This is a genomic window from Collinsella stercoris DSM 13279 (genome assembly GCF_020735465.1).
Taxonomy (GTDB): Bacteria; Actinomycetota; Coriobacteriia; order Coriobacteriales; family Coriobacteriaceae; genus Collinsella; species Collinsella stercoris.
Genome location: NZ_CP085935.1, coordinates 496,203 through 513,277, shown reverse-complemented (window position 1 = coordinate 513,277; position 17,075 = coordinate 496,203). Strand labels below are relative to the sequence as shown.

Annotated in this window: 12 protein-coding genes; 1 reads left to right on the top strand and 11 read right to left on the bottom strand. The window is 63.2% G+C overall.

The genetic code is table 11. The features are described 5' to 3' along the window. Positions 1-49: 49 nt before the first annotated feature. The 9 genes from LK434_RS02195 to LK434_RS02155 all read right to left on the bottom strand — a co-directional run bounded on the left by LK434_RS02195 (position 50) and on the right by LK434_RS02155 (position 14,007). Complete coding sequence (locus LK434_RS02195; protein ID WP_006721491.1) at positions 50-1,018, bottom strand: DHH family phosphoesterase; 969 nt, start codon at positions 1,016-1,018, stop codon at positions 50-52. 37 nt (positions 1,019-1,055) lie between these two features. Then, positions 1,056-1,475, bottom strand: coding sequence for a 30S ribosome-binding factor RbfA (gene rbfA, locus LK434_RS02190; RefSeq protein ID WP_006721492.1), 420 nt, complete (start codon positions 1,473-1,475; stop codon positions 1,056-1,058). Positions 1,476-1,840: 365 nt separating this feature from the next. Beyond that, positions 1,841-4,534: a translation initiation factor IF-2 gene (infB, locus tag LK434_RS02185; protein WP_227917804.1), complete on the bottom strand. Its 2,694-nt coding sequence runs from the start codon at positions 4,532-4,534 to the stop codon at positions 1,841-1,843. Between the two features lie 80 nt (positions 4,535-4,614). Further along, positions 4,615-5,898, bottom strand: coding sequence for a transcription termination factor NusA (gene nusA / locus LK434_RS02180; RefSeq protein WP_006721496.1), 1,284 nt, complete (start codon positions 5,896-5,898; stop codon positions 4,615-4,617). Positions 5,899-5,900: 2 nt separating this feature from the next. After that, on the bottom strand, positions 5,901-6,395 hold the full coding sequence (locus LK434_RS02175; protein ID WP_006721497.1) for a ribosome maturation factor RimP: 495 nt from the start codon (positions 6,393-6,395) through the stop codon (positions 5,901-5,903). Between the two features lie 137 nt (positions 6,396-6,532). Continuing rightward, the gene (gene leuS / locus LK434_RS02170) at positions 6,533-9,121 is read right to left on the bottom strand and encodes a leucine--tRNA ligase (RefSeq protein ID WP_006721498.1); all 2,589 of its coding nucleotides are present in this window, start codon (positions 9,119-9,121) and stop codon (positions 6,533-6,535) included. A 662-nt stretch (positions 9,122-9,783) separates the two neighbouring features. Beyond that, on the bottom strand, positions 9,784-10,860 hold the full coding sequence (locus LK434_RS02165; protein WP_227917803.1) for a hypothetical protein: 1,077 nt from the start codon (positions 10,858-10,860) through the stop codon (positions 9,784-9,786). 223 nt (positions 10,861-11,083) lie between these two features. Further along, positions 11,084-12,235 (bottom strand): LEM-3-like GIY-YIG domain-containing protein, encoded by a 1,152-nt coding sequence (locus LK434_RS02160; RefSeq protein WP_227917802.1) that lies wholly within the window; start codon positions 12,233-12,235, stop codon positions 11,084-11,086. Between the two features lie 260 nt (positions 12,236-12,495). Then, positions 12,496-14,007, bottom strand: a complete 1,512-nt coding sequence (locus tag LK434_RS02155; RefSeq protein WP_006721501.1) for an IMP dehydrogenase — start codon at positions 14,005-14,007, stop codon at positions 12,496-12,498. Between the two features lie 347 nt (positions 14,008-14,354). Between LK434_RS02155 and LK434_RS02150 the strand changes: the two genes are divergently transcribed. Then, on the top strand, positions 14,355-14,687 hold the full coding sequence (locus tag LK434_RS02150) for a winged helix-turn-helix domain-containing protein (protein WP_006721504.1): 333 nt from the start codon (positions 14,355-14,357) through the stop codon (positions 14,685-14,687). A gap of 99 nt (positions 14,688-14,786) precedes the next feature. Here the strand turns inward: LK434_RS02150 and LK434_RS02145 are convergent, their stop codons facing one another. Next, positions 14,787-15,362 carry a manganese efflux pump MntP gene (locus LK434_RS02145; protein WP_006721505.1) on the bottom strand — a complete coding sequence of 192 codons (576 nt, stop codon included), beginning with the start codon at positions 15,360-15,362 and terminating at the stop codon, positions 14,787-14,789. Positions 15,363-15,957: 595 nt separating this feature from the next. Beyond that, complete coding sequence (locus LK434_RS02140; protein ID WP_006721507.1) at positions 15,958-16,782, bottom strand: PLP-dependent transferase; 825 nt, start codon at positions 16,780-16,782, stop codon at positions 15,958-15,960. Positions 16,783-17,075: the final 293 nt, after the last annotated feature.

Below are 17,075 nucleotides of genomic sequence, written 5' to 3'. Positions count from 1 at the left end.
AGGGCCTCCCCCGCCGTAGCGCAACGGGAGGCCCCGCATCGTGCGATGTTTACGCGAGGAGCGCCTCGAGCTTGGGCAGGACGACCGCCGCCGCCTCGGAAACGGCGCCGTGGAACGTAAACCCGGCCGCCGCGGCGTGACCGCCGCCTCCGAGCTCCACCGCGATCGGGGAGATGTCGAGCTTGCCCTTGGAACGAAGGTTTCCGCGAACCGTCCCGGGCTCGACCTCGCGCAAGAAGAGACAGAGCTCCGTGCCGGCCACTTGGCGCACGATGTCGACGAGCCCGTCGCACTCCGCGGGCTTGACGCCGCACTCGACCAGATCCTCGGCGAACGCGTAGCTGTACGCCACGCGGCCACCGGAGCGGGTCTCGATGCGGCTCATCACGATCGACTCGAGATGCAGGTATTCAAGGCGCTGACTCTGGTAGACCTCCAACGCGATGGTCGCCGGCTGGGCGCCCGCGTCGACCAGGCGCGAGGCACAGGCAAAGGCCGAGGGGTTGGCGTTTTGGTACTGGAAGCGACCCGTGTCGGTCACGATGCCGGTGAGCAGGCACGATGCGATGTCGGGCGTGATGGGCCAACCGGCGGCGTCGAGCAGCTCGGCCACGAGCACCGCGGTCGCCGCGGCGGAGGTCACGCGCACGGTGACATCGCCGAACTCATCGCGCGTGGGATGGTGATCGATGACCACGCGGCCGCGGGCGCGCTTGGCGACGGCAGCCGAATCCTCCAGGCGCTCGAGCGTGGGCACGTCGACCGAGATGAACAGGTCGTACGACTCGGGATGCCTCACCGCGGGAACGAGCTCGGACGCACCGGGCAAAAAGCGGTAAATACGCGGGATGCCGCCGTCGTCGGCAAGGAGAAAATCGACGCGCTTGTCCGGGAACTGCGCCCTGATGGACAGACCGAGCCCCAGAACGGAGCCCAAGGCGTCGCCATCGGGATTGGTGTGGCCCGAGATCGCGATGGTCCGCGCGCCCTCGATAAAGTCGATCGCGCCCTCCCACATGTCGGGCGTCGTGCTCCTGCCCGAGCAGGGCGACGTGCTACTGCTCATCGACACCCTCTTCTTGCGCCCGTTCATCCGGCACCAGCGGGTAGCCGAACTCGTCCTTTTCGACGGACAGGGTGGCCGGCACGTTCTCGAGCGCGCGGGAGATAGCCTCCGCCTCGTCGGTGGAGCGGTCGATCTTGAACGCGAGCTCAGGCGTGACGCGCCAATCGAGGCTACGCGCCAACAGGCTGCGGATGCGGCCCTTGGCGGTGTTCAGCGCCTCGAGGACCTCCTCGTAGCGATCGCCCTCGCAACTCACAAAGACGCGCGCGAAGGAACGGTCCTGCGAGACCTCGACGCCGGTCAGCGTCACGAGCTCGAGACGCGGGTCGGAGATCTCGAACAACAGGATGTAGCCGAGCTTCTCGCGCAGCTGCTCGCCCAAACGGCGGGTCATCGGCGTCTGCTTCATCTGACACCAGCTTTCAAACAATCGATACGGGCCACGAAAGGACAACGCGCGGGTTCGCACGTTGCCCTTCCGTATACCCGCAAAGGTTTCGTCAGTTACATACCATACGGCGTTGCCCGGACACAGGTCGCTTGATTAAAGCGCCCGAACGCCCCTAAGGGTTGTCCAGGTGCCCCAGATTGGCGTGAAAGAGAAGAGTGCCGCGCCTTGCGTGCGGCGCCCGACGATTGAACGCCAAGGTGGGGTGTCAGCATGGACACTGGGTTTCTCAGGTGCCGCAAATCGGGCCGAACGAGGAGGCCGCACGCCTGACGTGCGGCGGCCGACGAGTGAAGCCCGAGGTGCGGTGCCTGAGGAAGCCAGCGCTACTCAGTACGGGCGACCTCGACGATCTTGTAGGCCTCGAGGATGTCGCCGACCTTGATGTCCTGGAACTTCTCGATGCCAAGACCGCACTCGTAGCCCCTCTTGACCACATTGACGTCATCCTTGAAACGGCGCATGGAGCCGAAGGCACCGTCGAACACCACGACGCCGTCGCGCACGACGCGCACCTTGTCGTCGCGGCTAATCTCGCCCTCGGTGACCATGCAGCCGGCGATGAGGCCGGCCTTGGGCACGCGGAACGTGTCGCGGACCTCGGCGGAGCCGGTCTGGACCTCCTCCTCCGTGGGCGCAAGCATACCGATGCGGGCGGCGTCGATGTCCTCGATGGCCTTGTAGATGATGGAGTAGGTCTTGATCTGGATGTTCTCCTTCTCCGCGGCGTCGCGAGCCTTGGCCTGCGGGCGCACGCCAAAGCCGATGATGATGGCGTTGGAGGCGGCGGCCAGCGTGACGTCGGTCTCGGAGATGGCGCCGACGGCGGAGTGGATGATGTTGATGCGAACCTCGGACTGGTCCATCTTGCCGATGGAGTCCGCGAGGGCCTCGATGGTGCCCTGGGCGTCGGCCTTGACCACCAGGTTGAGCTCCTTGAGCTCGTTTTGGCTCATCTCGTCGAAGAGGGTCTCGAGCGTGACGTGCTTGACCTTGTTCTGCTCCTCGATGCGGGCCTTGAGGGCGCGCTGCTCGGCGAGGTCACGGGCATCGCGGGCATCCTCGAACACGCGGAACTCGTCACCGGCGGCCGGCACGGAGTTGAGGCCCAAGATCTCGACGGCGTCGGAGGGACGCGCCTCGCTCTTGTGCTCGCCATGCTGGTCGAGCATGGCGCGCACGGAGCCGTAGCTCTGACCGGCGACGATGGTGTCGCCCACGTGCAGGGTGCCGCGCGTGACGAGCAGCGTGGCAACCGGGCCGCGGCCGCGGTCGAGCTTAGCCTCGATGATGTTGCCCGAGGCGAAGGTGTCGGGGTTCGCCTTGAGCTCGAGCACGTCGGCCTGGAGCAGGATGGTCTCGAGCAGCTCGTCGATGCCCTGGCCCTTCTTGGCCGAGACGTTGACGAACATGTTCTGGCCGCCCCACTCCTCGGGGATGATGCCGTACTCGGTGAGCATCTGGCGCACCTTGTCGGGGTTGGCCTCGGGCTTGTCGCACTTGTTGACGGCCACGATGATGGGCACGCCGGCGGCCTTGGAGTGGTTGATGGCCTCGATGGTCTGGGGCATGACGCCGTCATCGGCGGCAACCACGAGCACGACGACGTCGGTGATCTTGGCGCCGCGGGCACGCATGGCGGTGAACGCCTCGTGGCCCGGGGTGTCGACGAACGTGATCTGACGGCCGTTGATCTGCACCTCGGAGGCACCGATGTGCTGGGTGATGCCGCCGGCCTCGCCGCTCCACACGTTGGTGTGGCGGATGGCGTCGAGCAGACTCGTCTTGCCGTGGTCGACGTGGCCCATGACCGTGACCACCGGCGGGCGGGGCTTGAGGTCCTTGGGGTCGTCGTAGAAGCTGAAGGAGTTCTCCTCCTCGGGGGTGACGATGCGCACCTGGCGGCCCAGGTCGTCGGCCACGAGCTCGACCAGGTCGTTGCTCATGGTCTGCGTCATGGTGAGCGGCGTACCCAACAGGAACAGGCGCTTGATGATGTCGTTAGCGGAGACGTCGAGGGCCTCGGCGAGCTCGGCGACGGTCACGCCCTCGGAGACCTTGACGGCGTCGAGGTCCTCGGGGTTGATGCCCTGAGCCAGAGCCTCCTCGATCTTGCGCTCCTCGGCGATGCGCTCGGCCTCGGCCTGGCGCTTCTCCTTGCGCTTCTTGCGGCGGCCGGAGGACTCGCGGGAGGCCTCCTCCACGGCGGCGCGGGCGTCGGCCAGCACCTTCTCGCGGCTGTACTCCTCCGCCTCGCGCGCCATGCGGGCGTAGCGGTCCTCGCCCTCGTGGTTCTCGTGCGCGGCGCCCTTGCGGCCCTTCTTACCGCCCTTGGCGGCCTTGTCGGGCGAGGGCGGGAAGTTGTCGGGCAGGGCGGCCGCCGGTGCGGAGCTGCGGCGACGGCTGCGGGCGGGAGCGTCGGAGCCGTTGGCACCGGAGCCGCCGTTGCGGTTGCCGCGGCGGCCACCGCGCTCGTTGCGGGAATCGTTCGCGGGCTTGGAGGCCTCGGCGGCCTTCTTCTCCTTGAGCACGACCTCCTGCTCGGCGATCTGGTCGAGCAGGGAGCGGAAGCGCATGCCGGAGTCGCTCGCGGGGACGGCGCGGCGCTTGGCCTCCATCTCGGCCTCGCGGGCGGCCTTCTCGGCCTCCTCCTTGGCGCGGCGCTCGGCCTCCTCCTTGGCGGCGCGGGCGGCCTCGGCGGCAGCCTGGGCCTCCTGGGACAGGCGGCGCTCCTCCTCGCGACGGGCCTCGGCGGCGAGACGCTCAGCCTCCTCCTTGGCGGCGGCTTCGCGCTCGGCGGCACGGGCGGCCTCCTCCTCGGCGCGCTTAGCGGCCTCGACCGCGGCGGCGCGCGCCTCGATCACGGGGGCGAGCTGCTTCTTAACCATGGACACGAAGGCGTCCTCGAGCGTCGAGGACGGCGACTTCGCCGGGATCTTCATCTCTTCAAGGTGGCCCATGAGTTCCTTGGACGTCATGCCGAACTCCTTGGCCAGGCTGGAAATACGGACCTTCGCCATATCCTTCACCTACCTCTCACGCACGGGCAAGCGTGCGCATCTTCAATCAAACGGGACTCGGGTGCGCGGGCGCGTGCGGACTAGATGAGGTCCTCGGCGTTCGCGATGGCATCGGAGTCGGCGCCGTCGAACGCATCGACGTCGTGAACGCCGCAGAAGCGGGAACCGGGGCGCGCCTGGTTGCGGCAACGGGTGCCGTCCTCGCCCACGTGCGCGCAGCGCTCGGGCTCGAAGTCGGCGGTGTCCTCGTCAAGCAGGTCCTCGACGGCCGGCTCGGGTGCGAGCGGCACGTTTTTGAGGATGTCGGCGGCGAGCGTCTCGCTCTTGATGTCGATGTGCCAACCGGTGAGGCGGGCGGCCAGGCGGGCGTTCTGGCCCTCCTTGCCGATGGCGAGCGAGAGCTGGTCGTCGGGCACGATCACGCCGGCATAGTTCTTCTCGGGATCGATGAGCACGCGCGTCACCTTGGCGGGCGAAAGGGCGTTGGCCACGTAGACGGCCGGGTCCTCATCCCACAGGATGACGTCGACGCGCTCGCCGCGCAGCTCGCCCACGACGGCGCGGACGCGGCTGCCCTTGGGGCCCACGCAGGCGCCCACGGGGTCGAGGCGGTCGTCGAGGGAATGGACGGCCACCTTGGAGCGCATGCCCGGCTCACGGGCGATGGACTTGAGCTCGACGGTGCCCTCGTAGACCTCCGGAACCTCCTGCTCGAACAGACGGCGCATGAGCTCGGCGTGGGTGCGCGAGATCACGATCGGCGGGCGGGAGTGCTCGCCGCGCACGGGCGGGAGCGTGGAGTTGGGGTCGCGCACGTCCACGATGACGGCCTTGAGGTGCTGGTTGTGCAGGTAACGCTCGCCGTTGGGGCGCTCGTTGCGCTCGTCGGGGTAGCGGCGCTGGTCAAAGTGGGGCAGCTCGGCCTCGACGCCGTCGCGGATCTTGACGATCGTGAAGTCGGGCGTGGACTGCAGCACGGTGCCGTTGATGAGGTCGCCCACGCGGCCGGAGAACTCCTCGTAGATCTGCTCACGGGCGGCGTTGCGCACGATGGCGTTGATCTCGGCCTTGGCGGTCTGCGCGGCCAGGCGGCTCACGTCCTTGGGCGTGACGTCGATCTCCTCGTACTCGGTGAAGTTGCCCTCCTCGTCCATGGAGTCGTCGATGGGCTCGAGGCGATACACGTAGATCTTGCCCGAGGCGCGGTCGATGGTGACCTTGGCGCCCCAGTCGAGCTTGAGGACCTTGGCGTAGGTCTCGGCGAGGGCGGCCTCGAGGCGGTCGAGCAGGTAGAGCTGGTCGATGTGCTTCTCCTGGCACAGAAGCATGAGCGCTTCCATCATGGTCATATCGGCGTCTGCCATGGCTACTTCCCTTCCTTCACGCCCTTGAAGTCGTAAACCGGCTTCAAGGTGCACTTCTTCACGTCGTCAAACGAGATGGTGACGGCCTCCTCGCCCTCGGGCTGGATGGTCACCGCGGTGTCGGTGGTCTCGGCGATGACGCCCTTGTACGAGCGACGGCCCTCCATAGCGGTCGTCGTGAGCTCGACCTCCTCGCCCGCAAAGCGCGCGAAATCGGACGGGCGGCGCAGGGGGCGCTTCATGCCCGGGGAGCTGACCTCGAGCGTGTAGGCGCCCGCGATGGGGTCCAGCGCCTCAACCGTATCGGACACCCAGGCGGTCTGCGCCGTGACCTCGTCGAGGTTGATGGGATCGCCCTCGAGCTTGTCCAGGCGCACGCGGATGCAGGGGGCCTTGGTGGCACCCACGACCTCGACATCGACCACGTCGACGCCATGCAGGGGAGCCTGAGCCTCCAGGGCGTCGATGATGTCCTGCTCGAGCTTGCTCTTGACCATGCAACACCTCTCTTTCATGAAAAGGGAGCGCGGGCGAACCCGCACTCCCTTCACATAACAACTTCATTTGCCTAGGCACTGTAACACATTCCCAGCTCAGTAGGCAAATTACCCACCTTGCGACACGTGGAGCAGCCCTACTTCACCACAAGATTTACAAGTTTGCCCGGGACGCAGATGGCCTTGACGACCGTTTTGCCCTCGATGTGCTTGGCGACGGCCTGCTCCGCGGCGGCCTGCATGGTGGCGGCGTCCGCGTTTGCGGGGACCATCACGCGGGCGCGCATCTTGCCGAGCACCTGGACGGCGATCTCGACCTCATCCGCGGCGGCCTCGGCGGCATCAAACTCGGGCCAGGGCGCGGTGTAGACGCTCCCCTCGCGACCGAGCGCCTCATGCCACAGCTCCTCGCAGACGAACGGGCAGATAGGCGCGAGAACCGACACGATGTCGGTGGCGACCAGCGCGGTGAGCGCCGCGTCGCGCTCATCTGCGGGAACGGCGTTCAGGTAGGCGTTCGCCGCGTTCACAAGCTCCATCATGGCGGAAATCGCCGTGTTGAACTGGCCGCGGTCGAAGTCCTCAGTGCACTTGGCAAGCGTGCGGTGACGCTCGCGGTACAGCTCGAGTGCGGGCTTGAAAAGGCTGGCCTTATCGAGCATCGAGGCGTCGCCCGCGGTCTGCACGAGCTGCCAGACGGTGCGCCACGCGCGCTTGATGAAGCGGTTCGCACCCTCGACGGCGTTGGGGTCCCAGTCGAAGTCCTTCTCCGGCGGGGCGATGAACAGGATCGCCAGGCGCATCGTATCGGCGCCAAAGGGCTCGATGACCGAGCTCGGCGGGACGACGTTGCCCTTGGACTTAGACATGGTGTCACCGTTCTCGTCCTTCACCATGCCCTGGCACAGCAGGTTAGTGAAGGGCTCATCGACGTCGAGCAGCCCCATGTCGCGCAGAGCCTTGGTGAAGAAGCGGCTGTACAGCAGGTGCAGGATAGCATGCTCGATGCCACCGATGTAGTTATCGACCGGCATGAAGCGGTTCGCAGCCTCGCGCGAGAAGGGCAGCTCGGTGTTGTGCGGGTCGGTGTAGCGCAGGTAGTACCAGCTGGAGCACGTGAAGGTGTCCATGGTGTCAGTCTCGCGGCGAGCCGGGGCTCCGCACACGGGGCAGGTGGTCTCGTAAAACTCGCGGCACTCGGCGAGCGTCTCACCTGCGCCGAGGTCGAGGTTCTCGGGCAGGGTCACCGGCAGCTGGTCCTCGGGCACGGGGACGATGCCGCAGTGCTCGCAGTGGATGGCCGGAATGGGATTACCCCAGTAGCGCTGGCGGGAGATGAGCCAGTCGCGCAGGCGGTACTGCACGGAGCGGCGTCCGGTTCCGGCGGCCTCGAGATCCGCGACGATGGCAGCCTCGCCCTCGGAGTGCTTGCCGCCGGTCATGCCGGTGTACTTACCGGACTGCACGAGCACGCCCTCGCAGGTGAGCGCCTCCTCCCAATCGACGGACGTGATGCGCGTGCCCTGCTCGTCCTTGAGCTGCTCAAAGAGCGGATCATCCTCAGACAGGATAATCGGGACGATGGGCAGATCGTACTTCTTGGCAAACTCGAAGTCGCGCGCGTCGCCGCACGGGACGGCCATGACCGCGCCGGTGCCGTAGTCGGAAATGACGTAGTCGGCAACCCATACGGGCACCTTCGCGCCCGAGACGGGGTTGATCACGTAACGGCCCGTAAATGCGCCGTGCTTCTCGAGCGTGCCCTGCGCGCGCTCGACGGCGGAGATGTGCTTGGCGCCCTCGACGACCTCGCGGACGGCGGCCTCGTACTCGGTACCCTCGACGAGCTCCATAAGGCCCTTGTACTCAGGCGCGAGCAGGAAGAACGTGTTGCCGTACAGCGTATCGGCACGCGTGGTGAAAACGGTGATCTTGCCCTCGTCGCCGGCGATCGGGTTGCCGTCGACGTCGCAGAGCGTGAAGTCGACCTCGGCGCCCTCGGAACGGCCGATCCAGTTGGCCTGCATCTGCTTGACGCGCTCGGGCCAACCCGGCAGCTTCTCCAGATCGTCGAGCAGCTCCTGCGCGTACTCGGTGATCTTGATGTACCACTGCTCGAGGTCGCGCTTCTCCACCTCGGAGTCGCAACGCCAGCAGCGGCCCTCCGTCACCTGCTCGTTGGCAAGCACGGTCTCGCACTTGGGGCACCAGTTTACCGGGTTCTTCTTGCGGTAGACCAGCCCGCGCTCCCAGAGCTTCTCGAAGATCCACTGACCCCAGCGGTAGTAATCCGGACTGCAGGTCTTGACCAGACGGTCCATGTCGTAGGAGAAGCCCATGCGCTTCATGGTGGCGAGAGCCTGGTCCATGTTCTTGTACGTCCACGCAGCAGCCTGGGTGTTGTGCTTGATGGCCGCGTTCTCGGCGGGCAGACCGAAGGCGTCAAAGCCGATGGGGTGCAGCACGTCAAAGCCGCGCATACGCGCCTGGCGCGCCATGGCGTCGCCGATGGTGTAATTGCGCGCGTGACCCATGTGCAGGTCGCCGGAAGGATACGGGAACATCTCGAGGACGTACTTCTTCGGCTTCGTGGAATCGGTATCCACGGCGAAGAGGTTCTGCTCCTCCCAGGACTTCATCCACTTGGTCTCGATGGCCTGCGCGTCGTAGGCCGGAATCTGCCCAGCCGCACGCTCGGCATCGCTATGCTCGTGGCAATCGCACATGCTTGGCTCCTATCGTTCAAGCGCCGGGGCCGCTCGGGGGCCGCCGCGCCGCGTCGGTAACGTTCAAGAGTTTAGCAGGTCTGCCTATAGAGCAGGTGACCGATCTTGTGAGGGAGGGGATGATAGTTCCCCCAGCAACTTAGACAGATCGTACGCAGCCAGAGGCCATCACGCGTCTCGGGAGGCCTCTCTATGCCAATGGCTCCATTGTGCGTGAACAAGAAGGCTGCCATGCGTAAGCGGGCGCGCCCACGCGCAAGCGTCGGATCACCGTTATTGGGTGAGCACTGCCGTGTACGGGCGGGCGTGATTGTGCACGGCACCCTGCTGAATCCGCAACGGCTAGATGGGTTGCCGCATAATTCCCTTGACACAAAATGTTACAAAGGAGATGACAGGACAGTTGGATGGCTGAATTGCCAAAGGCGCAGGAATTGCAAATCTTAGACGTGCTTGGAAGTGTAAGTGTAGTGACCGCAATTAATATCAAGGGAATTGTGCGGCAACCCGGTTCACAGCCGCATTCCAAGTATCAACATTCCTGCATGACACAATCGCAAGCGCTGCCCATTTCGAGACGCCCCCAGGTAAAACCCATCATCGATTGATGCGCCAGGGGCGTGCCGCAGTGCGCCGTGCGCCGCGCAACAGCAAACAAGTCATCATCTCATGTCGTAAATCACTAAGTCGAACGACTTGACCACGAATTGCGACCACAAAAGATGTCTTTGCTCTCGCGCGCTGCGAAGCACTTCCCTATTCGACGCGGAGTCCTTCGACCCGCGCAGCAACGGTCGTGCCCTCCTCCCCAGCATCCTCCTTATCCGGTCTGCAAACATTTCCAAATAGTCAAAGCTTCCCGCATCGTCAGAGGTGATGGAAAAATGCGATGCGTCGCGAATGGTAGCGATATCGTTCCTGCGCCGAGAGTCGAGCAGGGCCTTCTCGTCGCCCGCGTGCGTACTCACGGGATCGTAGTCAACAAACACCATGCGCCGCTCACCTTTGCAGGTCTTAGAACGAATAACGATGTCAGGGTAGCGCGTTATGCATTTCGACCTGCCCCATCGATCGCGCCCATCGAAAACTCGCACCCCCTCGTTAAAGGAAAGCTGCCCTAAATCAAAACCGCCGAGCCTAGATGGAAGACAGAAGAGCATTCCCAAAGCGCACTCTTTTGGAGACCGCGCATGCTCGCAGACGTGCACCAAGGCCGAACGTGCCCGCTTGACGCCCCTGATCCCCTTCGCGCTATCCAGGAACGCCTCCATTGAACGCAAGCTCGCAATCGAGTGCGAACCTTCTGCTCGATACACGACGCCACCCTGGGCGAAGGGGTCGAACCGAAAATCCGAACAGGCGCACATGCCAAAATAGATCGCCTCGGTCGTGTCGACAATTTGGCATATCTGCAAAAAGGCAAGTTCGGGACTGCATACGAGCAGCTCCGCGTCGCTCGCATGGCACGCTATGGGAATCAGGCTGCCGGACGGCAAATCCTGCGTGCAGCCATGCGGCCGAACCGAAGCACTCCTTCGGAACGCACCATCACCCAGAACCAAGAAATCGAGGGGCCCGTCAAGGCCGATGGACCAGCGCAGCTGCTCAACCAACAAGACATCGGGAGCATCGGCCGACTTTGGAATAACAAGATTTGGCACATTGCTGTCTACACGGGGGTCACGATGACTCAAAAACCACCACAATGCCGAAAAATGAGAAAGAACAAAGGCCCTCATTCACCATCCCCCCCTACCATGGATTTGAGTGTTGGCCATTGTTCCCAAAGAATGCTGCAATAATCCCTTTAAGGTAGAGCACTGTGCAAGAACCTGATAATTGCTGCGCCTCAACAGAGTACGACCTGCAGAAACGCCAAGATATTCAGGGCAGGAATTGAGATGCGGTTTCTGGTAATTCCGACAAGGGATTTTTGCAACAACTAGAGTTTCCGAAAATAGATTACGCGCAACCCCAACGCACGGCCAGCTCATGGAAGTAGTGATAAGCCAATCCATTTGCCACATACGTTCTGATCCACGAGCCGTTGTCAAAGTGATCGCCCCTGAACTGATAGCCCAGAATCGAAACCAATTGGCAGTCGCTCAACTCCAAAAGCTCCTTCTTGGATGCCTTTCTGACCGCTATATCTTCTTTTCCTATCGATTGATATACAACCCCGTAGTCAACGGGGACAAATCCTCCTCGGTAGGCCAAATCCAGCAAATCATTCAAGCTGTTTTCAAGGCCGTAGGGATCATCCTGCTGTGGGTCATAGAAGCTGAAGTTTGAGCACCACTCTCTCTTCTCCCCTGTCAGCTCGATATCCTCGAGAACCCTGTTGATCTCCACAAGCGCCTTACGCGAATAAGCGGCCCTCACATAGCGGATGGGATTTGCGCCCCCCGGCGCGTACAGCCCCGAAACGCCCTTTCCGACATAGCGATCTCTAATACACTGATCGGCAACGCGCCCCACGAACTCCATGCGATGAGCCGACTCGGCTTGACTGACCGAGCGAGCCGCACACATGCCCGAACCCGCCGGCAACCATGCCGCGATTTCATAGGCTTCAAGAACCATGCCGTCATAGACCGCCAGAGCAAGATGGATTCCTTCAATCTTACTTTTGTCCACACGCCAAAACCCTCGTGTTACCTCATACAACTCAAAATCGGACATTCCGTTTCGATAGAGCTGGTTGACCTTGACCAAGACCGCATCTTCGAGAAAATCCGACTCGGTCAGTTCTCCGTGATCAAACCTCGCATCGAGCTCCGAAACCTCTATCCGTCCATATAGGCTCGATTCATGGCCCGCCTGCTTGTTCGTCAGATTCTTCAGTCCAAGTAAGTCAATTGCCGCCGCCTCGACTTTATATGCGGCCTTCTCATCAAGGCCGAAAGCCAAAATTTCGATGAGAGGTTGCCTGCCACGCGCTTGTATCTCAGCAATCTTGTGTGCCTTATCGCTTTCGGAACCGTCGTGCAAATGAGCGAATGCCCTATTGCCCTTTCCCTTGCCGACATAAAAAGGAACTTTAGTCACGGGATCAGAATATATATAGACGTAATACCCAAGCGCTTCGATTGTTTTTGGAGAAAACTTATCCACTCTGAACTCGATTCATTCGAAAAGAGGCGACCATGACCAGCGAACTACGACAAGCGATTGCAGATAGTAGCGAACGAGCAACGAGGCGATGACAGGCAGCTTTGAAACGCGGGCTGCACCCACGTCAATTTAGCAGAACGCCGTCAAACCAGCTTCACATTAAATACTGACAAATCCTTCGTACCAAAAATAACAGAAGGCTCGCATGCGAGCGCACGCGAGCCTTCTGAGCATTAGCCTGTAGGATGATTAAGAACCGTTTAGTTATAGCTCACCGTTTGCTGGGAGTCCTTGACCACGACGTCGTGGGCGCCGCCCTCGACGATGGAGGTGGCGGACACGAGCGTGAGGCGAGCCTTCTCCTGTAGCTCGGGAATGGAGAGCGCGCCGCAGTTGCACATGGTGGACTTCACCTTGTACAGGGTGCCGTTCACGCCGTCCTTGAGGGAGCCGGCATAGGGCACGTAGGAGTCGACGCCCTCGACGAAGGACAGCTTCTGGGCACCGCCCAGGTCGTAGCGCTGCCAGTTGCGGGCGCGCGCAGAGCCCTCGCCCCAGTACTCCTTCATGTACTGACCGTTGACGTTCACGCGAGACGTCGGGGACTCGTCGAAGCGCGCGAAATAGCGGCCGAGCATGAGGAAGTCGGCACCCATCGCAAGGGCGAGCGTCATGTGGTAGTCATACACGATGCCGCCGTCGGAGCACACGGGCACGTAGACGCCGGTCTCCTCGAAGTACTCGTCGCGCGCACGGCACACGTCGATCAACGCGGTAGCCTGACCACGACCGATGCCCTTGGTCTCGCGCGTGATGCAGATGGAGCCGCCGCCGATGCCGACCTTGATGAAGTCGGCACCGCAATCCGCCAAGAAACGGAAGCCGTCGGCGTCGACGACGTTGCCGGCACCGACTTTGACGGAATCGCCGTAGTTGGCGCGAATCCACTCGATGGTGCGCTTCTGCCACTCGGAGTAACCCTCGGAGGAGTCGATGCACAGGACGTCCGCACCGGCCTCGACGAGCAGCGGCACGCGCTCGGCGTAGTCGCGGGTGTTAATGCCGGCGCCGACCATGTAGCGCTTGTTGGCATCAAGCAGCTCGTTGGGGTTGGTCTTGTGGGAATCGTAGTCCTTGCGGAACACGATGCCGACGAGATGGTCGTTGTCGTCCACGACGGGCAGGGCGTTGAGTTTCTTGTCCCAGATGAGGTCGTTCGCATCCTTGAGGGTGATGTCCTTATCGCCCACGATGAGCTCGGCGCGGGGCGTCATGAACTCGGCGACCTTCTTGGAGTGGTCGTCACGGCTGGGGCGATAATCGCGGCTCGTCACGATGCCGAGCAGCTTGCCGCGCGGGGTGCCGTCGTCGGTCACGGGCATGGTGGAGTGGCCCGTCTTGTCCTTGAGGGCGATGACCTGCTCCATGGTCATGTCGGGCGTGAGGGTGGAATCGGACTCGACGAAACCCGCCTTGTGGTCCTTGACCGCTTTGACCATGGCGGCCTCGGACTCGGGGGTCTGGGAGCCGTAGATGAAGGAGATGCCGCCCTCGGTGGCAAGGGCGACGCCCATGTCCACGCCGGAGACGGACTGCATGATAGCGGACACCATCGGGATGTTAAGGGAGATCTCGGGCTCCTCGCCGCGCTTAAAGCGCGTCAGCGGGGTCTTGAGGGAAACATTATTGGGAATGCACTCCGAGGATGAGTACCCGGGGACGAGCAGATACTCAGAGAAAGTGTGGGACTCACCAGGGAAAAACGTTGCCATGTCGCTCCTTCGACTCTCTGCTGCCGACGAGGTAGGCTCACGAACCCCGCCGATGGCGCTCTATACAAGTGGAGGTATTGTAGCGCGCCGGCACTGTTACAATGGCTGTCGTTGCAAGACTTCAAAGGGTCTGCCCATTCCGGCGCGGCGCGGGCGACACGATGACGGTGCCTCTCGACCTATCGCGATGGCGGCGGAGCCCTACGGCCCGCTAAAGTGAGTGGGCGTCGAAGCTCCGCCCCGTACGCGCTCGCCACGCAGCGAACGACGACTCTCCGGGGCCTCGCCACCACGGGACGCAGAGCTGCCGCAGGTAGGCCTCTAGCGCAAACGACACAGGAGGCTTCATGCCGTTATCCGCCCACGCTCGACTGACCATCTCCGACGACACGCGCGATCTTCCCGGCGCGTTCGGCGGCGGCTGCGCCGCGCTCCTCGAGGGAGTCGCCGATGAGGGCTCGCTCAATCGTGCGGCGAAGCGCATGGGCATGGCGTACTCCAAGGCGTGGCGCATCGTTCGGGAGGCCGAAGCGCACCTGGACTGCGAACTGCTGACGCGCGACGGAGCCCGCGGGTCGAGGCTCACGCCCGAAGGCGAACGGGCTCTCAAGGGGTACCGGGAACTCCAAAGGGAGGTCGACGAGCTCATCGCCCGCCGTCTACGCGAGCTCCTCCCCTAGACGAGCTCCTTCCAAGCGTGTCCTGTTTCTAAACGGGCCTCTCGCCTAGGGGAGCCCCTCCCAAGCGAGCTGTTGCGGACCTGCAGACACGCACTCGCGTTATAAACCCAGAAACGCCTTGAGGCCGATGAGGATGAGCACCACACCGCCCACAACCTCGGCGCGCGGACCAAAGCGGCTGCCCAGCTTTCGCCCGAGCGCCAAAATGAGCAGGCAGCACAGCAGCGTGGTCACGCCGATCATGCCGCAATACAGCACGACGTCCTTGCCCTCGGCGGCAAAACTCACACCCACCACAAACGCATCGATCGCCGTGGCGATTGCCTCCATGCCGATTGTGCCCCAGGTAAGACGCGTGGCGGGGCAGGCTTCGGGCTCGCGAAGCTCGCGCACGGCCTCCACGATCATCTTGCTGCCCACAAAAGCGAGAATCACGAGCGAGACGATACCGGCGTACCGCTCGATGTACTCGGCGATGCACGTGCCGCCAAGATACCCCAACACGGGCATGCCCATCTGAAACGCAGCGAACGCGATGGGCATGCCGAGCTTTTTGGACAGCGGCATATCGGGCTCGCACAGGCTGTTGGACAACGTGACCGCCATGGCGTCCATGGCGAGGGCGATGCCGAGCACGATGCTCTCGGCAAGGGCGGCGAGCGTGATGGTAGACATGAATTCCTCCGGGTATTTTGGAGAGGGACGGGTATCGAGCGTTCAACTGGTCGCATAGCTGGAAAAACTTCGCGGAATCACAAAGTTTTTCCAGTTATGCGACCAAATGGCAAGCGGCAGTGAAGATGGAGAGGGACTCAGCTTGTTTCTCGTGGTTCCGCGCGGCCGGCTCATTGGAAAGCACGGTAAGGGCCGGGACTGCTCGGTCGAAACATATGCCCCGCATGCGTGCTGCGGCACGAATATAGGGCCGCAGGCCGAAGCCGCTCGATCGAAGCACTTGCCCGACCGACATTCCCGACGCCTTGCCCAGGAGGGGCAGGACCGCTCAGCCGGAACGCATGCCCGACTGCTGGCGTCGTGAGCGTGCTGCCGGCTCGTGGGTCGGGGCGCTCAATCGGAACACGTCCAATCCTCGTCACATACATCAGCCGCTTAGTACGGAATCAGGACTGCTCAATCGGAGCACACGTCCAACTGACAACGTCAGCGCCAAGTCGGCCATCACGGATCAGGGCTGCCCAATCGGAGCAGATATCCAACCGTTGCAGATGCTTCGAACGAGTCGTGCGGGCGCCGCTCTCAACTCCCCACGTCACGGTGCAGGCGGATTGCGCAACCAGCGCATGGCCTGATCGAGGTCGTCGGCAATCTCAAGCGGATTATCGAGACCGGCGAAGATGCGAACCGCCCGTCCATCGGATCCGTCGCGAGCATGGAGCCGTGTGTTGAAGCCACCGGCGGGCTGCGACCGACCGTTCAGGCGGCAGCGGCGAATAAACTCCCCCGCCGTGGCGCCCCACGCATCCGGGAGTTCGAAATCCACCGCAGGCCCGAAGCCGTGCACGAGAACCCGAGTCGCCAGGTCATGATCGGGATGGCTGGCCAGGCCCGGATAGGAAACCGCAACACGACCGCCCGAAATGGGGCTATCGCAGCAAGAGAGGTACTCCGCAAGGGCGCGAGCGTGATCGAAATGACGCTGCATGCGTTCATGAAGAGAATCGAGGCCCTGGGTAATCGCGGCCAGGTCATCCGGATCAAGGGCGTCTCCCGCGACGGTCAGGTCGGTACGGGAAGAAATGGCAACCACCTTGCGACGCAACATCCCCGCGGCAACGCGGTCGAGCGCCTCGAGTTGAACGTCGGCCCCCAGCTCAAATGCATGGCATCCAAAATGAGACGGCACGGTGATATCGACGAGCAGCCTGCCGGCCGTACCTCGCGCCTCGCTCGCGCGGGCACGAATATCGGCCACGCGCAGCCCTCTGCCACCCACCATGTCGAGCAGCACATCGCCCTCGGCCATCACGCCGGGACGCGCGCACGCATCCGCCACGTGGCCGGCATAGACAAAGACGGCGGTCTTGGCCGAAGTGCGCCGTGCGTACCGAGCCTCGAGCTCTTGTTGTTCGACCATACGCGCAACCGCCTTTTCATCGACTGCAAACACGAATACGAAGCAGAACGGGAGTATACCCCACCCTTTTGAGCGAATGGGTGCCTAGGGGCCCAGAAGCGAAAATGGCGAGCATCCGAACTGGAACCCGGACACGCGCCCAGTCGATCTGGAAAACGCATCTCGCATGCGGCGCCTGCACGCAGCGGCTGCACGCGGCGGCTGCACGCAGCAACATGCTTGCGCACCGCAGCAGCCCGCACGCCGCGGCGACCCCGTGATCCTCCCGTGCGGACTTGCATATCCCAACAGCA

Bases quoted from the DNA above. Each gene is read 5' to 3' on its own strand.
- LK434_RS02195 (WP_006721491.1), bottom strand. From the start codon at position 1,018: ATGTGGGAGGGCGCGATCGACTTTATCGAGGGCGCGCGGACCATCGCG.
- rbfA (WP_006721492.1), bottom strand. From the start codon at position 1,475: ATGAAGCAGACGCCGATGACCCGCCGTTTGGGCGAGCAGCTGCGCGAG.
- infB (WP_227917804.1), bottom strand. From the start codon at position 4,534: ATGGCGAAGGTCCGTATTTCCAGCCTGGCCAAGGAGTTCGGCATGACG.
- nusA (WP_006721496.1), bottom strand. From the start codon at position 5,898: ATGGCAGACGCCGATATGACCATGATGGAAGCGCTCATGCTTCTGTGC.
- LK434_RS02175 (WP_006721497.1), bottom strand. From the start codon at position 6,395: ATGGTCAAGAGCAAGCTCGAGCAGGACATCATCGACGCCCTGGAGGCT.
- leuS (WP_006721498.1), bottom strand. From the start codon at position 9,121: ATGTGCGATTGCCACGAGCATAGCGATGCCGAGCGTGCGGCTGGGCAG.
- LK434_RS02165 (WP_227917803.1), bottom strand. From the start codon at position 10,860: ATGAGGGCCTTTGTTCTTTCTCATTTTTCGGCATTGTGGTGGTTTTTG.
- LK434_RS02155 (WP_006721501.1), bottom strand. From the start codon at position 14,007: ATGGCAACGTTTTTCCCTGGTGAGTCCCACACTTTCTCTGAGTATCTG.
- LK434_RS02150 (WP_006721504.1), top strand. From the start codon at position 14,355: ATGCCGTTATCCGCCCACGCTCGACTGACCATCTCCGACGACACGCGC.
- LK434_RS02145 (WP_006721505.1), bottom strand. From the start codon at position 15,362: ATGTCTACCATCACGCTCGCCGCCCTTGCCGAGAGCATCGTGCTCGGC.
- LK434_RS02140 (WP_006721507.1), bottom strand. From the start codon at position 16,782: ATGGTCGAACAACAAGAGCTCGAGGCTCGGTACGCACGGCGCACTTCG.